Source organism: Gilliamella sp. wkB195 (assembly GCF_001690445.1).
GTDB lineage: Bacteria > Pseudomonadota > Gammaproteobacteria > Enterobacterales > Orbaceae > Gilliamella > Gilliamella apicola_E.
Genome location: NZ_LZGP01000012.1, coordinates 1 through 24,255, shown reverse-complemented (window position 1 = coordinate 24,255; position 24,255 = coordinate 1). Strand labels below are relative to the sequence as shown.

Sequence of the window (24,255 nt, the reverse complement as noted above, 5' to 3'; positions counted from 1 at the left end):
CACTTACTTTGCTTTTTAAATGATGTGTTCATATTACTTGAAACTGGTCAAATAAACACCATATTATTCATCTAATATAAATTTTTAGGAGGTGTAATTATGGCTAGTGGCTGGGCATCTGACGATGCCGTTAACCAACAGATCGAAAGTACAATCACAGATGCTATCGAAATCGCCAGACGCCAACTAAAACACGATAAACCTAGTGCCGAGTTTTGTGTTGAATGTGGCGATACTATTGCAAAAGCCAGACAAATTGCCTTACCAGGTGTGCAATACTGTTTAGCTTGCCAACAAGAAATAGATAAGCAATTGGCAAAATCTGCAATATTATATAATCGACGTGGTAGTAAAGATAGCCAACTAAGATAACAAGCTCTTAATAAGGGGGATTGAGTAAAACTCCTTCCCCTTTTATATTTTGCTTTCCTCAATTATTCTTTATTTTTTGAATTACGAACTTCATCATAAGGGTAAACTAATAATTTACCATCAAACCATTCTGCACAAAAAACTTCATCAATATCTTTATAACCTTGTTTTTTGATTTCATTCTTAAGCCATGTTTCACTTTTGTGGAGTTGTTCAAGGTTGTCTTGACTAATAGCGCCATTTTCAATCACCAGTACTGCGATATCTTTATCTCCTTTCTTGATAATGGTTAAAGATCCATTTAATTCGTACCACACTTGTTTTAATTCACTAAATGCGCAAATTCCTTGAATATTGATTAGCGTTTCAAAATCTCTAACAGGTAAATTCGCTTTTTTGAAATTTTCAGAGATTAGATTGCCATTTTTGATTAATTGTATAGGTTCACCATCAATAGCATCTCGGAGTTTTGAATTTTTAGATTTGATAAATCGTACTAAGATAAGAAGACCTGCCCAAATCGCCACAGCTCCAGCGGCTTCCCACGCAGAAACATTAGCATTAAGTAATGTTCCACCTACCAATGCACCAATAACCATGCTACCAACCTGATCCAGCTGTGACATCGGTGCGATTTGGCTTTTTCCTGATAATTTGACATAAATAAGTAAAATGATAAGTGCAATTAAAAATTTTGGTGCCATTTCAAGTAAATACATTCCTGCCTCCAAGTGTAGATCCAATCTAAACGACCATTGCTTAGCTATCTGGTCTAATCGGATAAATAAAAGATGTATTACGAATTAACTAAATTTTTATTTATTTGAAATCAATGACTACTTGTTTTTTAATAGAGATTAGAAAGTTTAATACGAGAGCTTTGTTATTCTACTCCAAAAAGGATTTTAAAAAAATGATACTTGCAATAGATGTTTACTATTTAAATGATAAGGCAAAAACTGTTGGCATTTTATTTGAGCAATTTACTGATGGTATCAATGAGATAAAATCTGTTATCAATGATTATCAATCGAATGTTCTGCCTTATCAATCAGACCAATTTTATAAACGTGAATTACCTTGTATATTAGCATTATTGTCTCAGGTTGATCTCAATTCGATTGATGTGATTATAGTCGATGGTTATGTTCATTTGAAAGGTGGTAATCTTGGTTTAGGTGGTCATCTTTATCAAGCTCTGGATAAAAAGGTACCTATTATCGGCGTTGCAAAAAAGCCTTTTAGTGATAATAAGCAATATGCCATTGAGGTAATGCGTGCTAGAGGTAATGCGAGGTAAAAGTAATAATCCAATCTATATCACATCATTAGCAATATCGCTAAGAAAGGCGCAGATAATATTCAATCAATGGCCAGCAAATATCACATGCCTGATTTACTGACCTATTTGGATCAACAAACTAAGTTGTTTAAATTCGAATAATACAATAAAAATGGTTAAACAGGTTTATTTGATTAATTCACCAAAATACTATTAATACAGACTTTTAATATAGTCTTCATAATAGTCATTTAATATTAATAACTTGAACTAAAGCGTTTATATATTGACTATCTTTCATTTGTCTTTCATTTGTCTTTCATTTGTCTTTCATTTGTCTTTGATTTAACTTAAGTTGTTTATTAAAACGCTGGAATTTTTAAGCCAAACTTTTATGTAATATATTTAAGATGTTTCTTAGATCTTTTACATCTAGCTGCCCTGGTGCAGATGCATTTTTTGCTGCACCAAAAGTGAGGTCTGACCCAAAAGTTTCACCAGCAATTCGGCTAATCGCACCTGTTCCAGCCATTGCCATAGTAATTAGTGGTTTATGTGCATATTTGTCTTTCATTTCAGCTGTTGCAGCAAGTAAGTTAATTACATCTTCACGCGAACGTGGCATTACGGCAATTTTAGGAATATCTACACCAAGATCTTGCATTTTGCGTAATCTTGCTACAATTTCATCTTTTGGCGGAGTCTTATCAAAGTCATGATTAGAGGCTATCACTAAAACGTTATGTTGATGGGCTAACTGGACAATTTCTTCAACATATTTGTCACCAGTGAAAACTTCAATATCGACAAGGTCAATTAAACCACTTTTTATCATCTGTTTATTAAGGTTGATATAAAATTCAACCTTAGCAGGATAAACTCCGCCTTCATTAGCGGTACGGAATGTAAATAAAATGGGTTTGTGGCCAATGATTGTTTGTAATTTATTCGCTGTTTGTTTTACTTTTTCAACATCATCAACTTTTTGAAAATGGTCTACTCTCCATTCAACCATATCAAAGTCAATTTTTGTCAAAAATTCAGCTTCATTAACTAATTCTTCTTCTGTTTTTCCTACAATTGGAACAATGATTTTAGGCGCTCCAACACCAATATCTAAACCTTTAACAGTAATTTTTGACATCACTTCACCAATTTATCTTTTCTACTCTCTTAATTTAAATTACTGAGAGTATAGTCTATATTTATAAATAATTTTAATAAGTTAACTAAAATTTTTTAGTCATTAAAGCCCATTTTTTCTTTAACATAATCAATTGGCGCTTCTTTTCCTGTCCAAATTTTAATTTGTGCATGACCTTGCCATAACATCATACCCATACCGTTTAACGTTTTACAACCTTGCGATTCGGCTATTTCTAATAATTTTGTTTTACGTGGACTGTAAATACAATCGGTTACGACGAGATCTTTTCTTAGCATAGTTGGATCGGTAATTAAACTTTTTCCTTCTGACGGCTTCATACCAATACCGGTAGCATTGCATAATACTGCGCTTTCAGCAATTTCCTGACGTAATTTTGAGTGATCAGCTAAATCATAAACTACTGCTTCACAGTCAGTTTTAGCATTTATTCGGTTAACTATTTCTACAATTTTGTCAAAGCATTCATCTTTTTGATTAAAAATTGAAATCTTTTTAACGCCATCTAATGCGGCTTGTACGGCAATAGCACTTGCAGCACCGCCTCCGCCAAGTAATGTCAACTTTTTACCTATAACATCAACACCCGCCTCTTTTAATGAGCGCATGTATCCTATTCCATCCGTATTATATCCGGTTAATACACCATCATCATTTGAAATGGTATTACAGGCTCCAATAAGCTCTACTGCGGGTGTTAATTTATCTAAATATTGGCACACGGTTTGTTTATTCGGCATTGAAACAGCACTACCGCGTAAACCTAATGCACGTAAGCCTTTTATAGCATCAGGTAATTTTTCTTGCGTCACTTCAAAAGCTAAATAGACATAGGGAATATCTAATTTAGAGTAAATTATATTTTGCATTTTTGGTGATAAGCTGTGCCGAATTGGATATGCCATTAATCCAATTAATAAAAAGTGTCCATCAATATTAGCTCTCATGCTTCTCTCCAATTATTAATGATTAAAATTCTGCGAGTTTTTTAAGTAATCTTTTCGTATCGTATAGATACATTTTTGCTCGTTCAATTGGAGAATGACGCAATGTAAATTCATCATCGCTACGCTAAATTGAAATTGGCATTTCATGTAAAGATTTTAAATTACCTCAATACCACCTGGCTCGGTGATAATTGATAATTCTTGCTTAATAAAGTAACTCCCAACTGTTATTAAGCTTTTCTCTAATCAAAAAATCGCATTTGATAATTCTTAGATGTTTTTTCCAACCTAGAATTAATACTAAAAACACCAAAATTAAACCATAAAAAATATGAAAATTAGTAATAACTGCTTTCAAGTATTATTTTAATGTTTAAGATAACTTTCTAAAAATTCTAGGTTTATTAATTTACCATTTTTTTATTTTAAATTACTCATCATGGTAAAGCACCTTATCGCGATAAGATGCTTTTTTAGTATGGCTAATAGTAATTAAATTTTATTCATATCAATAACTTTTTTGAAACGTGAATAAACAATTAAACCTAATATGACACTTGATAATGCCACAACTAGATCGACTAAGATAGCATAGCTAACATTGATTAAGGCTAACTTAGGGACTATTAGTGGAATGACAATAAATGATAAACCACTGAAAGTATACATTGTTCCAACTGCAAACCCTTTACGATCAGGAAATAGCTGCTGCATGACAACTAAGGTGAGTTGTAATATACCGCCTGCTGCCGTTAATCCCATACCTATTGCCACAATTAAACTCATTGTAGGATTAAGGTTAAACAAAAACATTAATAAAGTTAATGCAGAAAGTAACGGCAATATAATAATGCAGTAAATTGGTTTTATGAATTTTTTAACAATATAGGCTGTTGTAAAAACAGAAATTATTGATGCAGTACTATAATAACTGATCAGTTGTTTAGAAGCGATTGGTTCCATTCCTATACCTTTCTCTGCAATGGCAGGTAGCCATTGTAAAATGATAACAAAGGTTGCGGTGGTGGTGAAGCCCATAATGATTAATAAAATACCTTCAAAGAAAATATTCGGCTTTCCAATGAAGTAGTCACTATGGCCTTCATTGCCACAAATAACTGTATTTTTGGAAGGAAATTTTCTTGGTGCTAAAAGTAAAAAATTAATAATGATAAAAGTAACAAAACCGATGAAAGCATAACCATACCATAAATCATAAGCATGAAAGAATGTAACAATAAATGGTAAGACTAACGTTCCTATTGAAATAAATGCTTTAATTAAAACACTTGCAGTACCTGCCGAACGAGGAAAGCATTCGGTTAAAGCAGGCATGGAGCCGGTATCTAAAAATGAGTTTCCAGCACCAATAAACATAGCCAAACAAAATGCAACATGAATATTGTGACAAAAGAGTGTCCCAACGAAAAAGATAATATAACAAGACATGCCCATAAGGATAAATGGTTTGCGTCCAAATTTATCAGATAGTATTCCGCCAATAAACATTAATAATATTTTTCCATATCCTATTCCTGATGCAACGTAACCAATACCTATAACATCATCAGTTTTTAATTGTGCAGAAATTTCGACAGAAAATTGCATAATTACTATTAAAGCAATACTTTGAATAATGTAATTAGCATAGATAGAGCCAGCTATCGAATATGAGCTGTGATTACTCATTAGTTAATACTCCAATACAAATTTAAAAATCTTATAAAATTAACTGGCTCAATATTAGCGGTAAAAGTATCTGAATAAAAGGAAAAATAATCTTTGAAATAGTTTTATTAATTAATTATTGTTAATTTAGATAAATTTTTTAAATAATCATCTCAGAATTGGAAAATGGAGGAGCATTTTTTAAAAGAATATAAAAAAAATGAATATTTCTTAGCTATGAAAAATATCCAGATCATTTATTTGTAGTAAGGATTGAGTAAAGAATTTCAAAGATAAATTTGATTGAGAATAATGATTGAAAAAAATTGGAGCGGGAAACGAGGTTCGAACTCGCGACCTCAACCTTGGCAAGGTTGCGCTCTACCAACTGAGCTATTCCCGCAGAAAAAAAGTGTTTTAATGGTGCCCGGGGCGAGACTTGAACTCGCACGGCCAAAAAGGCCGAGGGATTTTAAATCCCTTGTGTCTACCGATTTCACCACCCGGGCTCAAAACTTATTACCGATAGGTAACTGCGTTTTGGATGCTGTGCATTTTACCTATCTTAAATTTTACGTCAATAAAAAAATTAAAATAATTGTTTAACTGCTCAATGTTTGTCACATTTAAGGAAATTTTTAATCAATTCCCTTAAAATTTGGATTTAATATTAATAAAAATTTTGGCTAATGATTTGTTACTAATTAGACGCTGAAAGATGATCCACAACCACAGGTTGTAGTTGCGTTTGGGTTATCAACAACAAAACGAGAACCCTGTAATCCTTCAACATAGTCTATGGTGCCACCAACAAGATATTGTAAACTCATAGGGTCAATGATAAGTGAGACACCATTTTTTTCGATCGCCAGATCATCTTCATTTACTTTTTCATCAAATGTGAAACCATACTGGAATCCACTACAACCACCACCAGTGATATAGACTCTTAATTTAAGATTTGGATTTTCTTCTTCCGTTACTAAAGTTTTTACCTTGTTTGCAGCAGCATCAGTAAAATTAATGGGTAACGCATCGCTCATTTTATTCTCCTACTTTAAGTACTGATATATTATATACTCTTGAAAAAATAAAATACAAAATGAAAACATCAATTAGTTAAATTTGTAATAGCTTGCTTGAATTTAAGTTAATTTTATGAATAAATACGACAACAATTACTATAAAGAAGACCATAATTATGCTTAAAACATTTAAATCTGAAATACTTTACCGCGAAGCAATGGCTTTTATGCCAGGTGGTGTTAATTCACCTGTACGTGCTTTTAATGGCGTTGGTGGTACGCCATTATTTATAGAGAAAGCTAATGGTGCTTATATTTATGATGTTGATGAAAAAGCTTATATTGATTATGTCGGATCTTGGGGACCTATGATTTTAGGTCATAATGACCCCGATGTTGCCAATGCAGTTATTAACGCTGTTCGTAATGGTTTGAGTTATGGTGCGCCAACCGAAATTGAAACAAAAATGGCTAACCTAGTTACACAATTGATTCCATCAATAGAAATGTTACGTATGGTGAATTCAGGCACTGAGGCAACTATGAGTGCAATTCGCCTTGCACGAGGCTATACAGGACGTGACAAAATAATCAAATTTGAGGGTTGTTACCATGGACATGCTGACTATTTGCTTGTTAAAGCCGGTTCTGGTGCGCTGACTTTTGGACACCCTACTTCACCGGGTGTGCCTGAGGATTTTGTTAAACATACATTAGTTTGTAATTATAACGATTTAGAATCAGTAAAAAAACAATTTGAGCAATATCCTAATGAAATCGCTGCAATTATTATTGAACCTGTGGCCGGCAACATGAATTGTGTCCCAGCTAAAAAAGCGTTCTTACAAGGATTAAGAAGCTTATGTGATACTTACGGGGCTTTATTAATTATTGATGAGGTGATGACTGGGTTTAGGGTTGCACTTGGCGGAGCTCAAGAATATTATGATTTAGTTCCTGATTTGACTTGCTTAGGAAAGATTATTGGTGGTGGTATGCCTGTAGGTGCTTTTGGCGGGCGAGCTGAAATTATGCAACAATTAGCACCAACTGGACCAATTTATCAAGCAGGAACACTTTCAGGGAATCCTGTTGCTATGGCAGCGGGTTATGCCACGTTGACAAAGTTAATGGATGTTGGTATTTATTCAGAGTTAGAAGAAAAAACGGCCTCACTCGTTAATGGCCTATATACAGAAGCAAAACGATCTAATATTCCGTTTGTGGTTAATCATGCTGGAGGAATGTTTGGATTTTTCTTTACAAATGCTCTAGAAGTGAGCAGTTATAAGGATGTAATGAATTGTGATGTTGAATTATTCAAAAAATTCTATCATCATATGCTCGCCGAAGGGGTTTACTTTGCGCCTTCAGCTTTCGAAGCAGGTTTCATGTCACTTATGCACACAGATAAAGAAATCGATCATACGATTGATGCAGCAAGTCGTTTTTTTAAAAACATAAGTTAATTTGATAAAATATAGTAAATTATACCCATAGCGATTAAAATTTTAACTATTAACATAGGTAATAAATTTATGGTTAATCCTTTAAAAGAAGGTGAAAAAGCACCTCAATTTTCTCTGCCTGATCAGGATGGTGAGCTAATTAGTTCAAAAGATTTCAAAGGTCAGCGTATTTTGCTCTATTTCTATCCGAAAGCGATGACTCCTGGTTGTACAGTACAAGCTTGCAATTTACGAGACAGTGCTGACGATTTTAAGAAATATAATGTAGTTGTTATTGGTATTAGTACGGATAAACCTGAAAAACTGTCGCGTTTTGTTGATAAAGAATTGTTGAATTTTACTCTACTTTCAGATGAGGATCATAAAACCTCTGAAGCGTTTGGTGTTTGGGGCGAAAAAGAGTTTATGGGAAAAACTTATGACGGTATCCATCGTATAAGCTTTTTGATTGGTAAAGATGGTAAGATCGAGAAAGTCTTTGATGACTTCAAAACGACCAACCATCACACTGTGGTTTTAGATTATCTTAAGAACCATAGTTAACACTTCTAATTAAAGCAGATTATATTTTCATTAATCTGCTTTTTTTTCACTTTTAATATTATTAATCTCTTCAAGATTTGGCCAAGCATTTATAATCGCTTTAACTAAAGTTGCTAACGGTATAGCAAAAAATACGCCCCAAAATCCCCATAACCCGCCAAAAATGATAACAGCTACAATAATCACTAAAGGATGCAAGTTAAGTTTTTCAGAGAAAAGATAAGGAACCAATAAATTGCCATCAAGAGCCTGAATAAGGATATAAAAGAACATTAAATATCCAAATTGTGCAGTTACCCCCCATTGGAAAAGTGCAATTAGGACAATAGGGATACTTGAAATAATAATACCAATGTAAGGAATAAGTACTGAAACACCAACTAACACTGCTAACAATAATCCATAATCTAAACCAAAATACCAAAATGGAATATAGACACAGGCAGTTAAAATAATGATGTGTAAAACATTACCGACTATGTAATTAGATATTTGTTGATCCATCTCTGTAGCTACTTTGTTTAATATTGTTCGATTTTTTGGTAATATTTTCGAACAATATCCCCATATCTTAGATTTATCTTTCAATAAGAAAAACATAATAATCGGAACTAATACCGCATTTATAGCAACAGAAACTAAGCTAAACAGCGAGCTAATTGAAAACTGGAGCAATGAGTTACCTGTTTGCATGACTTTATTAGTTATACCTTGGAGTATTGAGTCAAATAGACCAACATCGATAAGCTCCGGATAATGTTCAGGCAATGATGTGATGAATTTATTTACAAAATTCAACATATTTGGGATATTTGTTATTAAACTAACACCTTGTTGCCAAATCAATGGTAACAAAATCATAATTCCGGTTAAGCCGACAAACATAAATACAAATAGTACAATAACAACAGCTAATGTGTGAGGAACTCTCTTTTGTTGTAAATACTTAACCGGTCTATCTAGTAGATAAGATAAAACGATAGCAATCAATATAGGCAGTAAAATTTTATTGAAAAAATAGATGATAAAAAATAAAACAATGATAACAATCATTAACGAAACCACATGAGGATCGCTAAAGCGTTTTTTGTACCATTCAATAAACAATTTTAACATCTATAACTCCTTTTTGTAGTTTATTAATCTAACTATTTTTTGAAACCACCCAAGATTCCTCGAGTAATTTGTCTTCCAATTTGATTTACCATCTGTCTGGTCGCACTTTTAGCAACACTTTGAACGATACCGTCATGCTGTCCACCTTTTGGGCCGGTTCTACCAAAAATAAGTGAACTTAAAAAGTCCATTATACCACCATGTTCCTCTTTATCAGATGAATTCTGATTGGAATCAGTTTCTATTGAATTTTGACTATTTTCAGTATCTATACTAAAACCCTGTTTAAGTTTTTCGTAGGCTGATTCGCGATCGATGGTTTTTGAATATTTATCATAAAAGCGAGATTTTTGAATAATCGTCAACTGTTTTTCTATATCCATAGGTCCCATTTTTGATTCTGGCGCTATTATCATTCCTCGTTGAACAATATTAGGGCGCCCCTTTTCATCTAGAAATGAAATTAAAGCCTCTCCTACACCAAGCTCCATAATAGCTTTTTCAGTGTTAAAATTTGGGTTAGCTCGCATGGTTTGGGCTGCCACTTTGACTGCTTTTTGATCTTTAGGTGTAAATGCTCGTAATGCGTGCTGCACTCGATTCCCCAATTGACCAAGGATAGTTTCAGGAATATCGGTTGGGCTTTGCGTAGCAAAATAAATCCCCACTCCTTTAGAGCGAATAAGGCGAACAACTTGTTCGATTTTTTCTAATAATGCGGGAGAAATATCATTAAAAAGTAAATGTGCTTCGTCAAAGAAAAATACAAGTTTTGGTTTATCTAGGTCACCTACTTCTGGTAAATGCTCGAACAGTTCTGATAATAACCAAAGTAAAAATACTGAATATAATTTTGGTGAATTATATAATTTACTGGCAGATAAAATATTAATAACACCACGACCATCAACATTAGTTTGCATTAAATCATGTATATCAAACATCGGCTCACCTAGGAAGAATTCAGCACCTTGCTGTTCTAAAGTAAGCAATCCACGTTGAATAGCACCAATAGTTGATAAACTTATATTGCCATATTGGGTAGTAAATTTTTTAGCGTTATCACCAATAAATTGGATGAATGTTCTTAAATCCTTAAAGTCTAGTAATAATAATCCATTATCATCGGCAATTTTAAAAACTAATTGTAGAACGCCAGATTGAATGTCATTTAGATTTAATAATCGCCCTAATAATATAGGACCTATATCGGAAACTGTACTGCGAACGGGAATACCTTTTTCACCAAATACATCCCATATTTCTAAAGGAGAAGAATTAGGAAGCCAATCTTTTACACCAATACTTTCTAGCCGTGCTTTTAATTTTTCAGATAATAGGCCATTCTCCCCTAAACCGGTCAAATCACCTTTTACATCAGCAAGAAACACGGGTACACCAATCTGCGAGAATTTTTCCGCTATCTTTTGTAGGGTTACGGTTTTACCTGTACCTGTTGCACCAGTAATTAAACCATGGCGATTAGCCAACGATGCAAGGATGTATAAATCATTACCTTCACTTTTTGCAATAACGATCTTTTCATTCATAGACATCTCCCATTCAAAAATTGCTATTAAAACAATTGAGAATATTGTAAGCTGAATTATTGTTAACTGCTATTATTTTAATTAATCTTATAAGGAGGCTGTATGTTTCCAGAATACCGTGATTTAATCTCTAAACTAAAAAACTCAGATTTACATTTCCAAAAATTATTTGATGAGCACAATGAGCTCGATCAAAAAATTAAAAATATCGAGTCTGGTATTGCAATTGATACTTCGGAAACGATTGAAAGTCTAAAAAAACTGAAGCTAAAATTAAAAGATGAACTTTACGAAATTTTGAAAAAAGCTTCTAAATAACTCATCAAATATAAGCTTATAAAGCTTTATTGTGTTATAAAACCCCAAGCTGTGGGGTTTAATTTTATAGCAATTTTTTGCAAATCATTTATAGAAAGTTATTTATTAACTTTCTCTTGTTCTTTTTTCAGTTTGCGATGTTTGATTAGTGTAATTAAATTTTTGTGTGGGGTTTTCATTTTTTACTCCTCTTATTGTTATTTATAGGCTCCTTAAAAACATTTCTAAAAAGCTCGATTATTTATACAAATATTATTATCAATTATATTTATCAAATGTGTACTCATCACTACTATAACACACTAGTTCAATATTTATACTTCTTTAGTTAATGATGTAAGCAACATCGTCACTTACATCAATTTTGTTATTTTAGAACCATTGTCCAAAGCGTTTTATGTAAATCCTTTTCATTATTTGAGCAACCACACAGTAACTTAATAATGTTGCAACTAACCATGGAAAATAGGACCATGGTAATGGTTGAAGACCAATTAGGCTACCTATTGGTGAAAAAGGAATATAAATACCCACCGCCATAATTAGCATAGTCATTACTATTACTGGGAATGCCGCGGTACTTTGTATAAATGGTATTTTCTGAGTCCTTAGCATATGTACAACTAAAGTTTGTGATAACAATCCTTCGATAAACCAACCTGAGTGAAACAATGATTCAGCTGCAACACTATTAGCACCAAAAACAAACCACATCAATGCATATGTTGTTATGTCAAAAATAGAGGATGTTGGTCCAATCCAGATCATAAAACGTCCAATATTTTGTGCATCCCATTTACGAGGTTTTTGTAAAAACTCTTCATCCATCTTATCCCAAGGTAATGATAATTGTGAGATATCATATAATAAGTTTTGGATAAGCAAATGAATCGCAAGCATTGGTAAAAATGGTAGAAATGCACTAGCCACTAATACAGAGAAGATGTTACCAAAGTTAGAACTTGCGGTCATATTTAGGTATTTCATAATATTACCGAAAGTTTCGCGTCCGCAAATTACACCTTCTTCTAATACAAGTAAGCTTTTTTCAAGCAAAATGATATCAGCTGATTCTTTAGCGATATCAGTAGCGGTGTCCACTGAAATACCAACATCTGCATCTCTCAACGCTGGCGCATCATTAATACCATCACCTAAAAATCCAACAGTATGACCATTACTTTGTAACAATCTAATGATTCGAGATTTTTGTAATGGAGTCAACTTAGCAAAAATAGTGCGTTGCTCAATTTGTTCTTTTAACTCAGCGTCACTCATTTTTTCAATGTCGTTACCAAGTAAAGGTATACCCGGTTCTAAGCCAACTTCTCGACATACTTTAATCGTGATGATTTCATTGTCACCAGTTAGAACTTTAACGCCAACACCATGTTCATTCAATGCAGAAATAGCTTCATAAGCACTCTCTTTAGGTGGATCTAAGAAAGTCAAAAACCCACTAATGGCTAATGATTTTTCATCTTGGACACTATATTGAGCTTTAGTTTGTGATGCTGAAATATCTTTTACACCTACTGCTAACACTCTAAATCCATCTTTATTATAATTGTGTGCAAGTTCAATCAATGCTTGTTTACGATTTTCGTCTAACGGTAAGTATTCGCCGTTTTCATAAACAAAATCTGAAATAGATAGCATTTCTTCAACTGCACCTTTACAGATCATTAAGTGATTTTCATCATTGCCTTGTACAACAACCGATAAACGACGGCGAACAAAATCAAACGGTAATTCATCAATTTTTTTATAAAGACCAACACCTACTTTTTTAACACTGGTTTTTTCTTCAGCAAAACGGATGATCGCTTTATCCATCAAGTTTTTCATTCCACTTTGATAGTAACTATTGAGCCAGGCCAGTTGTAAAACAGATGGATCAATCTGCCCATTAATGTCTAAGTGATGTTCTAAAATGATTTTATCTTGTGTTAAAGTACCTGTTTTATCAGTACATAAAATGTCCATCGCGCCAAAGTTTTGAATAGCATTCAAACGTTTTACCACAACTTTTCGTTTTGCCATGCCAACAGCACCTTTAGCTAGATTTGCACTAACAATCATCGGTAACATTTCAGGCGTCAAACCAACAGCAACAGCTAATGCAAATAATGTTGCTTCCCCCCAATCGCCTTTGGTAAATCCATTTATTAGTAATACAATCGGAACCATCACTAACATAAAGCGAATTAGTAACCAACTTACGCTATTTACACCGCGATCAAATGAGGTTTCGGCTCTTGAACCCACTATTGATTTTGCTAATGAACCAAAATGTGTATCAGCACCTGTTGCAACAACAATAGCTTTAGCTGTTCCACTAACTACATTGGTACCCATAAAACAAATATTGTTTACATCAAGTACATTGTCCTTATCAATTTTTGAAGAATCTATCTCTTCTGTCGTTTTTTGCGATACCGCGCCTAAGGTGTCATATTTTTCAACTGGAATTGATTCACCGGTTAACACCGCTTGACTCACAAATAAATCTCGCGATTCGATTAAACGAATATCGGCAGGAATCATGTCCCCAGCTGATAAAAACACAATATCTCCAGGAACGATATCGCTTAAAGGAACTTCAATATGCTCAGTTGGCATATTTTTATTACGACGACGTAGAACTGTGGCTGTAGTTCGGATCATTGACTTTAATGCTTCAGCAGCTTTATTTGAACGAAACTCCTGCCAAAAACGCAATAATCCACTAAGTGTTACCATGGTTAAAATGATAATAATTCCAGTTAGATCTGTCTCTTCACCGTTTTGTAATGGCAACCAGTAATCAGTAAAAAAACTTACCAGTGCTAATATTAATAGTACAAATATAAATGGGTTCTTAAAAGCTAAAAGTAACTGGACAAAAGCTGATGGCACTTTTTCTCGAGCCACTTCATTTTTACCATACTGTTCCAATCGAGATTTTACATTTTCTTGAGTTAACCCCGAAAGACTTGATTGAAATTTAGACAAAATGCTATCTAAGCTATTCTGAGCTTCTTCAAGTGCTTTTATGTTTAAAGTATTATCTGTCTTTACTTGAGATGTTTTTTTAATCATAGTTTGTACCTATCTATTTTTCAGGCAAAAGGAACCCGCTCTTAGTTAACGTTAAACTAGGAGTTATTAAGTTCTTATCGACTAAAATTTAAACGTAAAGCAATAACTAACCATTGCAGTTAAGGCTTAACATGAAATAAAAATATTAAAAATAATATTAATTAAAAGTTAGATACAACTAGGTGGCTCTAAATGCTTATCTGTCAGATATAACACTCGCAAAAGTGCTTTATGAGCACAAAGGTATTTTGAATTTGTGTGATAGCGTGTAGAAAACTGCATATCGTTCACCGTTACCGTTTTTATCAATTTCGGCTTGTGAACTGAAAAAATAACTATTTAGACAGGTTCATTAACCGATAATGATGTGTTTGAATTTATCTCCCCATAGTTTGGGGTGACCCGATTGACTGTCCATATTTCTCCTGTAAATTGAACTCATCACTTTGTATTTCAACTTTTCTTAAACCTCATTTTTAACCATCTCTTATCGTTAAAAAAGTAAGAAAAGCTCAAAGGCGAGCACTTTATACGCTTTTGCATTCAAGAAGTCAACCGATTACTTGTAATAAAGTTGCAATTGATTAAAAACACCACTACTAGGATGATGAAATGTAGAATTAATACCCGTTTTACATAATATCAGTTACAATTAACCAATTGTTAACAACACTGGTTAAATTGGATGGATATTACTCAATTGTTGCAAGATAATTGGTTTAATTTATTTATTATCTTCGCTCTATCAATTATTGGCTTTATTTATAAAAGAAACACACCTAATAATTACTTTGACAATATTATTAGATATACAGATATATTAGAAAAAGTACCTCAACCTAGTTATCAAAAAGATTATTTAAACAATATCAAGAAAAAACTGATTTGGGAAAAAGTTTGTTTTTATAAACCAGGCAATATTAACAAAGAAAGAATTGCTATTTCTGTTGTTAATGCAGATATTCATAATGTTATTGAATTGAGTCAATTAAATCAATTAACTCAATATTTCGGTATTGAAAAAAACCGTATTACATTTCTTAGACCTTTTTTAATTAAAGACGTGATTTTAACCGCTGCTGTTAGTCTATTTACCTTTTTTATGGTTATATATAATCTCCATACTATTTTCAAATCAGAATGGATTATTAATGTCATTATTTCTGTATTGACGATTTTTGTTTTAATAATCATTGTTGCGCAATTTGCTAAAGGACCATTAAAAAGATTAAATAGTTACCGCATCCTTTTAAAGGATAAACAATTTTTAATTAGAGCAAATAAAGTATTTGCTAAAATCCTCGATGAAAATAGACCAATTGATACACTCTCTAAAGAAATTGACAAAAAAGAGTCTACGGATTTAGAAGAATAATCATTATTTAGATTTTATTATTAGACAGGACAATAAATAATAAAAAAACTATTTATTGTCCTTTTGGTAATAGAAATTTATGATTGAATTTTCAATCTTGAATTTTTTAACTGTTCAACTAATGTAAGCAAAGACGAATTTAATTGATACATAAATTGTTGATAACTGAATTCTTTTTTACTAATTTCCTCAAGCTGTAACTCCCAATGTGCAGTCATATCTGGCATTGAAACACTTTCCGGTAATGATAAAATCAAATTTTGGCCTACCTTCGTTGAACGAATTGATTTACCTTGACGCGTTAAAAATTGACGTTTAAATAAAAGCTCAATAATACCAGCTCTTGTTGCCTCAGTACCTAATCCATCAGTTTCGCGTAATATTTTTTTTATCTCGGGATCTTTAACAAATCTAGCTATACCTGTCATTGCAGAAAGTAAAGTCGCATCCGTAAATGGTCTTGGAGGTTGAGTTTCTTTACTAAGTAATTCGGTATCAATACATAGGACTGATTCGCCTTTTTTAACTAATTTAGTTAATAAACCATTATTCTCACTATTATCGGTATCGTTCTCTGCTTGATAATTTTTACTTCTAAACAGTACTTTCCAGCCTTCGTCCAACATTTGATTGGCTTTAGAGATAAATTTACCACCATTGATATCAACATCAATCTGTAACTCAGCATATTTATAAGCTGGATAAAATTGTGCTAAGTATTGTGTAGCAATCACTTGATAGACGGCTAACTCATTACTAGATAAACTTTCGGCTCTCACTTTACGCAAAGTTGGAATAATAGCGTGGTGAGCCTCAACTTTTTTATCATTCCAAGCTTTAGAACGTAAAGTGAAATCAGCATTATTAATTGCAAGTTGTAACGCAGAACAATTGTTTTCAATCGCAGATTTTACACCATTAATTTGTGTTAAGTGCTCTTCCGGCAAAAAACGGCAATCTGAACGAGGATAGGTAATTAATTTATGTTTTTCATATAATGATTGGCAAATATCAAGCACATCTTGTGCACTTAGACCATTTCGTTTTGCCATTTCAATTTGTAAAGCAGATAAATTAAATGGCATAGGTGGTGCAAGTTCTTTCTTTTTATTACTTACTTTATCAATAGTACCTGTCTGATCTTTAATTCGTTGACAAACGTTTTCTGCTAAACCTTTAACTAAAACTCTGCCCTCTTCATCTTGATAAGGTTCACATGCCTCGCTTGGTTGCCATTTGGCCTTGAAGGTTTCGTTATCCTTGGTTTGTAATATGGCATAAACTTCATAAAATGGTTTAGGAACAAATTGCGCTATCTCTAAATCTCGTCTAACTACTAATCCTAAAATCGGCGTTTGTACGCGCCCAATAGATAGTACACCACGATAACCGCTTCGTTGCCCCACAAGAGTACAAACACGACTCATATTCATCCCATATAACCAATCAGCTCTTGCTCTTGCTAAAGCAGAAGTAGATAATGGGATAAAATCTTGATTACTACGTAATTGCTCAAGTGATTTTTCAACAGCACTAGCATTCAAATCGCTGATTAAACAACGTTGAATAGTTTTCCGCTTTTCTGGTGGTAACTGGCAATAGTTAAGTACTTCATCAACTAATAATTGCCCTTCTCTATCAGGGTCACCCGCATGTACAATTTGTTCAGCTGATTTAATTAATTCAACTAAGGTGTTAAATTGTTTTTCGGTACTATTTTTGGGTATCAATATCCATTTTGCAGGAACAATGGGTAGATCGTCTAAAACCCATTTTTTATAGCGTTCATCATATATTTCAGGTGTTGCTTGTTCTAATAAGTGCCCAATACACCAGCTAACAATATCACCATTACTGGCTTTGATAAATCCATTTCCCTTTTGGTGGGGTTTAGGCAAAACATCAGCAATAGCTCTAGCTAAGCTCGGTTTTTCGGCAATAAATAGACGATAAGGTTCTTTAGATTGCATAATAATTAGTGTTAATCATAAATTCCAAACGACATAAGCATTATAGGGTTGATTTAAAATATAACCCAACTCAGTAGCAAGCTTTAAAGAGGGCTTGTTGTGAGCATCCCAGTTAGGTGTTATTTGACGATCTAGGCAAGCTAAAATTAACTTTGCCGAACTAATCAATGCAAGTCCTTTTCGTCTTTCCTCAACTATTGTATCGACTTCAATGTCGATACTATTATTATATGCTAAATAAGATGATGCACCAGAAACAATAACATTATCTTTTAAAATAATAAATCCCAATCCTGATTTTTCAAAATCCAAGTATGAATTAAAGTTTTTACACAAGTCTTTAGCCCATTCAAGATTGAGAATTTGCTGATAATACTTTTCATCAATAGCTTTTAATTGATAGTTTTCAGGTAATTTTGAGATAATTAATTGTAGTTTCTGAATATCAAATTCTGTAGGAGTATAAAAACTATAACGTGTAATTTTTTCATAATTGTTGCGATATACATTTTCAATTAAATTTTGCCAAGTTTTATCAATAGGGATAAGAATTGCATAATCATCACTATATACTTTTGGAATATAGTGAAGCATTTGCTGGTTTGGTTGACCTGCTAAAAAAAAGAAGCAACCAAGATTAATTGCTACTGATGTAGGCCGCAATAAATCATCAGCATATGCAAAACCGATATTTCCTTCCCAATAAGCTTGAATAATTGTTTGAGTTGTACTTTGAAATAATGATTCAATATCTTTTTTATTAATAATTTTATCAAAATACATCAATATATTTCCTTTTTCATATTTAAGCTTAATTTTTTACCACCATTTTTTTAGCTTAAGCCATACCACTGAAAGTATACTGATCAGAATTAATAGTAATATTAACCCAATAAATGACCACTCTTTTTCATTGAACGGAATGCCGGCCAAATTAACACCAAGCAAACTAGTGATAAAAGTAATTGGTGTAAAAATGATGGTAAACAAGGACATTAAATAAATACGTTTATTGGTCGATTCGGCCAAAATGCTATTAATTTGTTCCATAACGGAACCAATTCTAATCAAACAACTATCAATTTCAGAGACATAGTGATTTTGTTGGCTAGAAATGTCATGCAATCGCTGGCGATCATTGTCATCAATCCAAGATATTCTTTCAGTCGAAATTTTGACAAATATATCGCGCTGTGGGGAAAGTAAACGACGTAATATAAAAAGTTGTTTACGAACTCTTCCAATTTCCTTGTGAGAAAAAATCCGTTGATTTAATAATAGATCTTCCAATTTGATGATTTTATTGTGAACCCCATCAAAAGATAAATTAACTTGATCACAAATTAATTCAGAAAGTTGAATTAGCCAATCAGCAACATCTACAGGGCCAATACCTTTTTCTAAATTTTCTTTTAATTTGATGATGGCATCAATTTTTTGGTGCCTAGTTGATATTATAAAATTATCAGTTATATAAAATCGGAAAGTGACGATAGGATCAGGTAGCTCATTAGGTGTAAAATTAACACCTTTAAGTACGACTAAAATGCCTGTATCAAAGCGAATTTCTTTAGGAAACTGATTGGGTTTAATCAATTCATTTTTGACAAGATCTGGAATTAAATTTGTTTGGTTAATCCAATTGATTGTTTCGCTTTTAGCAAAATCAAGATGTATCCAATAAGGTTGTGAAATTGAAGCTTCACTTTTATCATTTAAAGGGTTGGCTTTGCCCTTCCCATCCAATTGACAACTAAAGACAGGGTGTGCTGCAAGTAGATCTGAAACCAGAATAGAATTATTACTATTTTCGTTAATCATCATCAGCCCCAATTGTTAAGTTTGCTTAATTATATACTCATTTTGAACGAAAATGGAGCGGATGATATTAGATTTATCCTTTAGGGATTTAAATAGATTTGAGGTATTGATGAATGTTTAGGGTGATTATAAACACCTAATTCAACACCATACCATCGATTGATATTTTCCACAGTTAATACTTCAGATGGTACACCTTGTTCTACAATTTTTCCTTGGTTAACAAGAATAATTTTATCAGCATACAAAGCAGCTAAATTGAGATCATGTAAGATGCAACATACAGCCAATTTCTGTTTAATAGCTAACTGCTTTAATAATCTTAAAGTATGTTGTTGATGATAAAGATCAAGTGCAGAGGTGGGTTCATCTAAAAATAATAATTTTTCATTAGATTGCGGTTGCCACAATTGAGCTAAGACTCTAGCTAATTGAACTCTTTGCTGTTCTCCTCCGGATAAACCTCTATAATCTCGGTCAGCAAATTGTAAACAATCAGTTTGTACCATCACTTCGTGAATTGATTCATCAAAATGTATTTTGCCATAAGGAGCTCGTCCCATTGCTATTACTTCTTTTACTTTAAAAGGAAAAGTAAGTTGGCTTTGTTGAAGCATAACTGTTCTTATTTTTGCTAATTGTTTTTGTGGCCACTGTGATAATGGTTTATCTAATAGATAACATTCACCAGATAATGGTTTTTGATAACCTGTTAGTAAACGCAATAAAGTGGACTTACCTGCGCCATTAGGACCAATGATAATTACAATTTCGCCTGAATTTATTGATAAAGATACATCATTAATTATCATTCGACGACCATAACCAAATGTTAAATTTTTAGCGGTTAACAAAATAAATCTCCATCAGTTATTTATGTCTCAGAATAAGCCAAAGAAAATACGGACCACCTATTAGGCTGGTTAAAAGACCGACAGGAATTTCAGTTGGAGCAACTAATGTTCTAGCTAAAGTATCAGCTAATAAAAGTAAACAAGCACCACCTAATGCAGAGCCAGGTATTAGCCATTTATGGTTTGCACCGACTTGTAAACGAATCATGTGAGGTACAACTAATCCAACAAAAGCAATAATGCCACTCACTGCAACAGAAGTACCAATCAGTACAGCACTAAGTAATAATAGATAGCGTTTAGTGCGTTCAACATTGATACCTAAATAATGAGCATCTTCATCCCCCAGCTGTAATATGTTGAGATGATGAGCAAGTTTAATAACACATAATAACGTAGGTAAAATTAAAGAAATGGATACAATGACCAGGTCCCAAGAGCCTTTTCCTAAATGTCCCATTGACCATAACGAAAGTTGACGTAATTGTGATTCATCACTAATGTAACTGAGTCCTCCCAATATTGAGCCAATGATGGCATTAATTGCGACCCCTAACAAAATCATTTTAGCTAAATTACATTGTTCATTAAGACTATAGAGGTATATAAGAATACAGATAGATAAACTACCAGCAAATGCAGCAATCATTTTTCCGTAAAGCATCATAATCGGAGGAAAAACGGCAGGAAATAATATCGTTATACCTACCATTAGGCTTGCACCACTACTAATACCTAATAAACCAGGATCAGCTAAAGGGTTTCTGAATAATCCTTGCATAACAGCGCCAGCACTAGCTAATGCCATACCAACTACTACTGCGAGTATAATTCTAGGTAATCGAATATTGAACCAAATATTCCATAAAGGATCATTGAATGACATACTCATTAATTGATTAAAAGAAAGTTTTAATGCTCCTGAGTTTGCCGAATAGACAATTAAAATTAATAGTAAAGCAAATAATCCCACTAACAATATTTGTTGACTAGATTTTCGCACCGATTAACCTCATATTTTTAATACTAATAACTCACCGCTAAGCTTGGGTCAACAACACTATATGCTCGGTTATCAAATTGTTGATTAGCAATTTTATCAATGATTATTCTGGCTAATTCTTTGCGATATACAAAACCATGAACTTCTTTAGCGAAATAACATTCACCATTATTTGTTATTTCTCCATCTCGTAAACCACCTGGTCTTAAGATCACATAATTTAATAAGCTGGTTTGTAACCAAATTTCAGCTAGTGATTTTTCTCGAACCGCATTACCAAATGCTTGCTTAGCTCGTAAGGATAATGTTGACCATGAATCACCACAACCAAGCGAGGTCACTAATATCATTTGTTTAATTCCAACCTGTTCGGCGCAATCAATGATAATGCGCTGAGCAATGTAATTACCCGTTTCTCCACCTAAAGTTGAAATTACTGTCGCGTCACTACCGTTTTGTTGACATATCTGTTTCACTAATTCAACGTCAGTTGCATCGCCAACATGAGTTTCAATACCTTGTTCAGATAATTGTTTTGCAAAATCAGCATCACGAACTAATACAATACAACGCCACTCAGGGTGGCATTGTTTGATTAATTGAGATACTTGATAACCAGTTCCTAGCTTTGAACTTACACCAAAAATAATTACTGTTTTCATTTTATTGTTTCTTAAAATTAATTGATTTTTTTTGCTAAAGCTCTAAATTTTTCAAGTTGTTCTGCTTTTAATTGATGTTTTTCATCACGCCCAACAAAAATTTTAAACATTGATTGACCTAAATGATTAAGGAATATAATAGAAGCAGTCGACATTTTCATAAATTTTCTTTCAATAAATGCAATATATTGGCAATGTTCTGCTTTTATGTGACCACTTAACCCTTTTTGATGGCGTAAGTTAAAGTATTTTTGGCTATGAGTTCCAGGAGGCAATTCACCTGAAATTTCAGCAATAATGTCACCAGTATGAACTAAAAACAATACGTCACCCCAAGTTGTTACTTCTTCCCAAATTGTATCAAAGTTACTTCCATCTACGATTTTTGCATCAGGTATTGCTTGGATCACTTGCGTCATAGTGACTTTATGATCTTGGGCAATTTTCTCTAGTAATTCTTCAGGGTTAGATTGCATATAAGTTGCAAGACTATTTAAAAGGGTTTGTTTATCTGCCATAGTAATTTCCTTTAATTTTCTGTTTTTACTTGGATGTTTTGCATATGTGGGTGAGATTTAGGCATACCATTACCTTGTTGCATGGCTTGTCTAGCTTGTGCCATCTTGTTTTGTAATTCGATATGCTCAGGATTATTAAGCTGTAGTAAAAGCTGTTGCAAAGCTTGTACAATATTACTTGACCAAAAACGTCCCGATAAAGTCAATCGTAAACAACGATCTTCATTTTGTAGTAATCCTACTTCATGCCATTGCTTGATTAATGGATCAAATAATTCAGCTTGATTGGTAAGTTGCGTTAGATCAACACGCCCTTTTTCTATACCTGCTTGTAATTTATGCAGCCAGTCACCGAGTAATGGTTTACCGGTTAACATCATTAGGGGCTTTTTACCTTGATCTAATAAGGAATAATATTGATTTAAATCACGATGGATCATATATGATTGCCCGTCTAGCTTTCCACCAGCACAAGAACCAAATCCAAAAAAGTGTGAGCCTTGTTTAATTAAAAAATTGTATAAATTCCGTTCACGACTCGTTTTTGCCCAATGAGCATTGGTTAAATGAGTCCAACCCTGTCTATCTAAATATTTAGCTCCTTGATGATAAAAATCGCACTTATCAGTTACTGTTGGAATCTCTATTCTTTTATTTTCAACACCTTTAGCTAATGGAGTTGTTGGTAAAAGATTTAAGGAGTAAAGATCAACCCCGTCGAGAGGCAATTGATCGGCGATTTCTAAATCTCTTTGCCAAGTAACTGGAGTTTGATTAGGTAGTCCAAACATAAGGTCACAAACTAAAGCAACACTATCTCGTGCAGCAATACGTTCAAAACTTTTAATAATTTCCTTTTCAGAAGACTGGCGTCCTAATCGCTGTCTAATTTCGGTATTAAAGGTTTGAATACCTATCGAAAAACGGTTTGCCCCAGCCTCAATGTAACTATCAATTTTATCCTCATCGAAATCAGAAATTCGCCCTTCTACAGTAATTTCGCAGTCAGGTGCTAGAGGAGCATGTTTTTTTAGATAATTGATTACACGAGCTAATTGTCCTGCAGCTAAAGCTGAAGGTGTTCCACCTCCAAAATAAATAGCATGAATTGGCGCAGACTGCATCGCTTTATTGTTAATTTCTAGGGATATCTCTTGTAATAAGTAATCAATATAAGTTTTGGTATCAAACTTACGCAATGGATTTTGATAAAATCCGCAAAATTGACAATGAATATCACAAAAAGGAATATGTATATAAATTAGACGTTTTCGTCCAGATAGATCTGAATTTTGAACAATACTCCATTGTTGTTCCAATTCTTGAGGTGATACTGGTAAACTTGCTTGTAAAGGCATTACTGCCCAACGATCTTTAAAAGGTAAAACTGAGTTTGAAGCGTAAAACGCACTTACATCAAATGATTTCATAACATCCATTCATAAAAATAATCTCGGTGAATTAAATAATAATTATTATCATTTATCAATATTTTTTTAATTATTTTCTTATTTAT

Annotated in this window: 22 protein-coding genes and 2 tRNA genes; 6 read left to right on the top strand and 18 right to left on the bottom strand. The window is 33.1% G+C overall.

Going from position 1 to position 24,255, the window contains the following annotated elements; translation table 11 throughout:
• Nucleotides 1–99: 99 nt before the first annotated feature.
• Nucleotides 100–372, top strand: coding sequence for a DksA/TraR family C4-type zinc finger protein (locus A9G08_RS04250; protein ID WP_065562498.1), 273 nt, complete (start codon nucleotides 100–102; stop codon nucleotides 370–372).
• Between the two features lie 62 nt (nucleotides 373–434).
• On the opposite strand, the gene A9G08_RS04245 is transcribed toward A9G08_RS04250, so the two are convergent.
• Nucleotides 435–1,091, bottom strand: coding sequence for a DUF421 domain-containing protein (locus tag A9G08_RS04245; RefSeq protein ID WP_065562497.1), 657 nt, complete (start codon nucleotides 1,089–1,091; stop codon nucleotides 435–437).
• 194 nt (nucleotides 1,092–1,285) lie between these two features.
• Between A9G08_RS04245 and A9G08_RS04240 the strand changes: the two genes are divergently transcribed.
• Nucleotides 1,286–1,672 (top strand): endonuclease V, encoded by a 387-nt coding sequence (locus A9G08_RS04240; RefSeq protein ID WP_218058401.1) that lies wholly within the window; start codon nucleotides 1,286–1,288, stop codon nucleotides 1,670–1,672.
• A gap of 361 nt (nucleotides 1,673–2,033) precedes the next feature.
• On the opposite strand, the gene aroD is transcribed toward A9G08_RS04240, so the two are convergent.
• From aroD to erpA, 6 genes are all read right to left on the bottom strand, one after another.
• A complete protein-coding gene (gene aroD / locus A9G08_RS04235; RefSeq protein ID WP_065562496.1) occupies nucleotides 2,034–2,798 on the bottom strand; it encodes a type I 3-dehydroquinate dehydratase in 765 nt (254 codons plus the stop codon).
• 95 nt (nucleotides 2,799–2,893) lie between these two features.
• Nucleotides 2,894–3,766: a shikimate dehydrogenase gene (locus A9G08_RS04230; RefSeq protein WP_065562495.1), complete on the bottom strand. Its 873-nt coding sequence runs from the start codon at nucleotides 3,764–3,766 to the stop codon at nucleotides 2,894–2,896.
• Nucleotides 3,767–4,258: 492 nt separating this feature from the next.
• Nucleotides 4,259–5,455, bottom strand: coding sequence for an MFS transporter (locus A9G08_RS04225; protein ID WP_065562494.1), 1,197 nt, complete (start codon nucleotides 5,453–5,455; stop codon nucleotides 4,259–4,261).
• Nucleotides 5,456–5,761: 306 nt separating this feature from the next.
• Nucleotides 5,762–5,837, bottom strand: a tRNA-Gly gene (locus tag A9G08_RS04220).
• 18 nt (nucleotides 5,838–5,855) lie between these two features.
• Nucleotides 5,856–5,943 (bottom strand) — tRNA-Leu (locus tag A9G08_RS04215).
• 195 nt (nucleotides 5,944–6,138) lie between these two features.
• Nucleotides 6,139–6,477 carry an iron-sulfur cluster insertion protein ErpA gene (erpA, locus tag A9G08_RS04210; protein WP_065562493.1) on the bottom strand — a complete coding sequence of 113 codons (339 nt, stop codon included), beginning with the start codon at nucleotides 6,475–6,477 and terminating at the stop codon, nucleotides 6,139–6,141.
• A 158-nt stretch (nucleotides 6,478–6,635) separates the two neighbouring features.
• On the opposite strand from erpA, the gene hemL reads away from it, so the two are divergent.
• Nucleotides 6,636–7,928 carry a glutamate-1-semialdehyde 2,1-aminomutase gene (hemL, locus tag A9G08_RS04205; protein WP_065562492.1) on the top strand — a complete coding sequence of 431 codons (1,293 nt, stop codon included), beginning with the start codon at nucleotides 6,636–6,638 and terminating at the stop codon, nucleotides 7,926–7,928.
• Between the two features lie 69 nt (nucleotides 7,929–7,997).
• Nucleotides 7,998–8,471, top strand: a complete 474-nt coding sequence (gene bcp / locus A9G08_RS04200; protein WP_065562491.1) for a thioredoxin-dependent thiol peroxidase — start codon at nucleotides 7,998–8,000, stop codon at nucleotides 8,469–8,471.
• A gap of 30 nt (nucleotides 8,472–8,501) precedes the next feature.
• Here the strand turns inward: bcp and A9G08_RS04195 are convergent, their stop codons facing one another.
• Entirely contained in the window at nucleotides 8,502–9,587 is a 1,086-nt protein-coding gene (locus A9G08_RS04195; protein ID WP_065562490.1) for an AI-2E family transporter, read from the bottom strand.
• 32 nt (nucleotides 9,588–9,619) lie between these two features.
• Entirely contained in the window at nucleotides 9,620–11,137 is a 1,518-nt protein-coding gene (locus A9G08_RS04190; RefSeq protein WP_065562489.1) for a helicase HerA-like C-terminal domain-containing protein, read from the bottom strand.
• A 102-nt stretch (nucleotides 11,138–11,239) separates the two neighbouring features.
• Between A9G08_RS04190 and A9G08_RS04185 the strand changes: the two genes are divergently transcribed.
• Nucleotides 11,240–11,455, top strand: a complete 216-nt coding sequence (locus A9G08_RS04185; RefSeq protein WP_065562488.1) for a YdcH family protein — start codon at nucleotides 11,240–11,242, stop codon at nucleotides 11,453–11,455.
• A 372-nt stretch (nucleotides 11,456–11,827) separates the two neighbouring features.
• Here A9G08_RS04185 and mgtA read toward each other — a convergent pair whose 3' ends face one another.
• Entirely contained in the window at nucleotides 11,828–14,536 is a 2,709-nt protein-coding gene (mgtA, locus tag A9G08_RS04180; RefSeq protein ID WP_065562487.1) for a magnesium-translocating P-type ATPase, read from the bottom strand.
• Nucleotides 14,537–15,221: 685 nt separating this feature from the next.
• Here mgtA and A9G08_RS04175 point away from each other — a divergent pair.
• Nucleotides 15,222–15,911, top strand: coding sequence for a hypothetical protein (locus A9G08_RS04175; protein ID WP_065562486.1), 690 nt, complete (start codon nucleotides 15,222–15,224; stop codon nucleotides 15,909–15,911).
• A gap of 77 nt (nucleotides 15,912–15,988) precedes the next feature.
• Here A9G08_RS04175 and A9G08_RS04170 read toward each other — a convergent pair whose 3' ends face one another.
• The 8 genes from A9G08_RS04170 to hutW form a co-directional block, all read right to left on the bottom strand.
• The gene (locus tag A9G08_RS04170; RefSeq protein ID WP_065562485.1) at nucleotides 15,989–17,881 is read right to left on the bottom strand and encodes a DNA topoisomerase III; all 1,893 of its coding nucleotides are present in this window, start codon (nucleotides 17,879–17,881) and stop codon (nucleotides 15,989–15,991) included.
• A 15-nt stretch (nucleotides 17,882–17,896) separates the two neighbouring features.
• Entirely contained in the window at nucleotides 17,897–18,664 is a 768-nt protein-coding gene (locus A9G08_RS04165; protein ID WP_065562484.1) for a GNAT family N-acetyltransferase, read from the bottom strand.
• A 36-nt stretch (nucleotides 18,665–18,700) separates the two neighbouring features.
• The gene (gene zntB / locus A9G08_RS04160; protein ID WP_065734205.1) at nucleotides 18,701–19,705 is read right to left on the bottom strand and encodes a zinc transporter ZntB; all 1,005 of its coding nucleotides are present in this window, start codon (nucleotides 19,703–19,705) and stop codon (nucleotides 18,701–18,703) included.
• 77 nt (nucleotides 19,706–19,782) lie between these two features.
• On the bottom strand, nucleotides 19,783–20,559 hold the full coding sequence (locus A9G08_RS04155) for a heme ABC transporter ATP-binding protein (RefSeq protein WP_442902905.1): 777 nt from the start codon (nucleotides 20,557–20,559) through the stop codon (nucleotides 19,783–19,785).
• 13 nt (nucleotides 20,560–20,572) lie between these two features.
• Complete coding sequence (locus A9G08_RS04150; protein WP_141673919.1) at nucleotides 20,573–21,559, bottom strand: FecCD family ABC transporter permease; 987 nt, start codon at nucleotides 21,557–21,559, stop codon at nucleotides 20,573–20,575.
• Between the two features lie 23 nt (nucleotides 21,560–21,582).
• A complete protein-coding gene (locus tag A9G08_RS04145; RefSeq protein ID WP_065562482.1) occupies nucleotides 21,583–22,221 on the bottom strand; it encodes an NAD(P)H-binding protein in 639 nt (212 codons plus the stop codon).
• Nucleotides 22,222–22,238: 17 nt separating this feature from the next.
• Nucleotides 22,239–22,739, bottom strand: coding sequence for a heme utilization cystosolic carrier protein HutX (gene hutX / locus A9G08_RS04140; protein WP_065562481.1), 501 nt, complete (start codon nucleotides 22,737–22,739; stop codon nucleotides 22,239–22,241).
• Between the two features lie 11 nt (nucleotides 22,740–22,750).
• Complete coding sequence (gene hutW / locus A9G08_RS04135) at nucleotides 22,751–24,178, bottom strand: heme anaerobic degradation radical SAM methyltransferase ChuW/HutW (RefSeq protein WP_081299482.1); 1,428 nt, start codon at nucleotides 24,176–24,178, stop codon at nucleotides 22,751–22,753.
• Nucleotides 24,179–24,255: the final 77 nt, after the last annotated feature.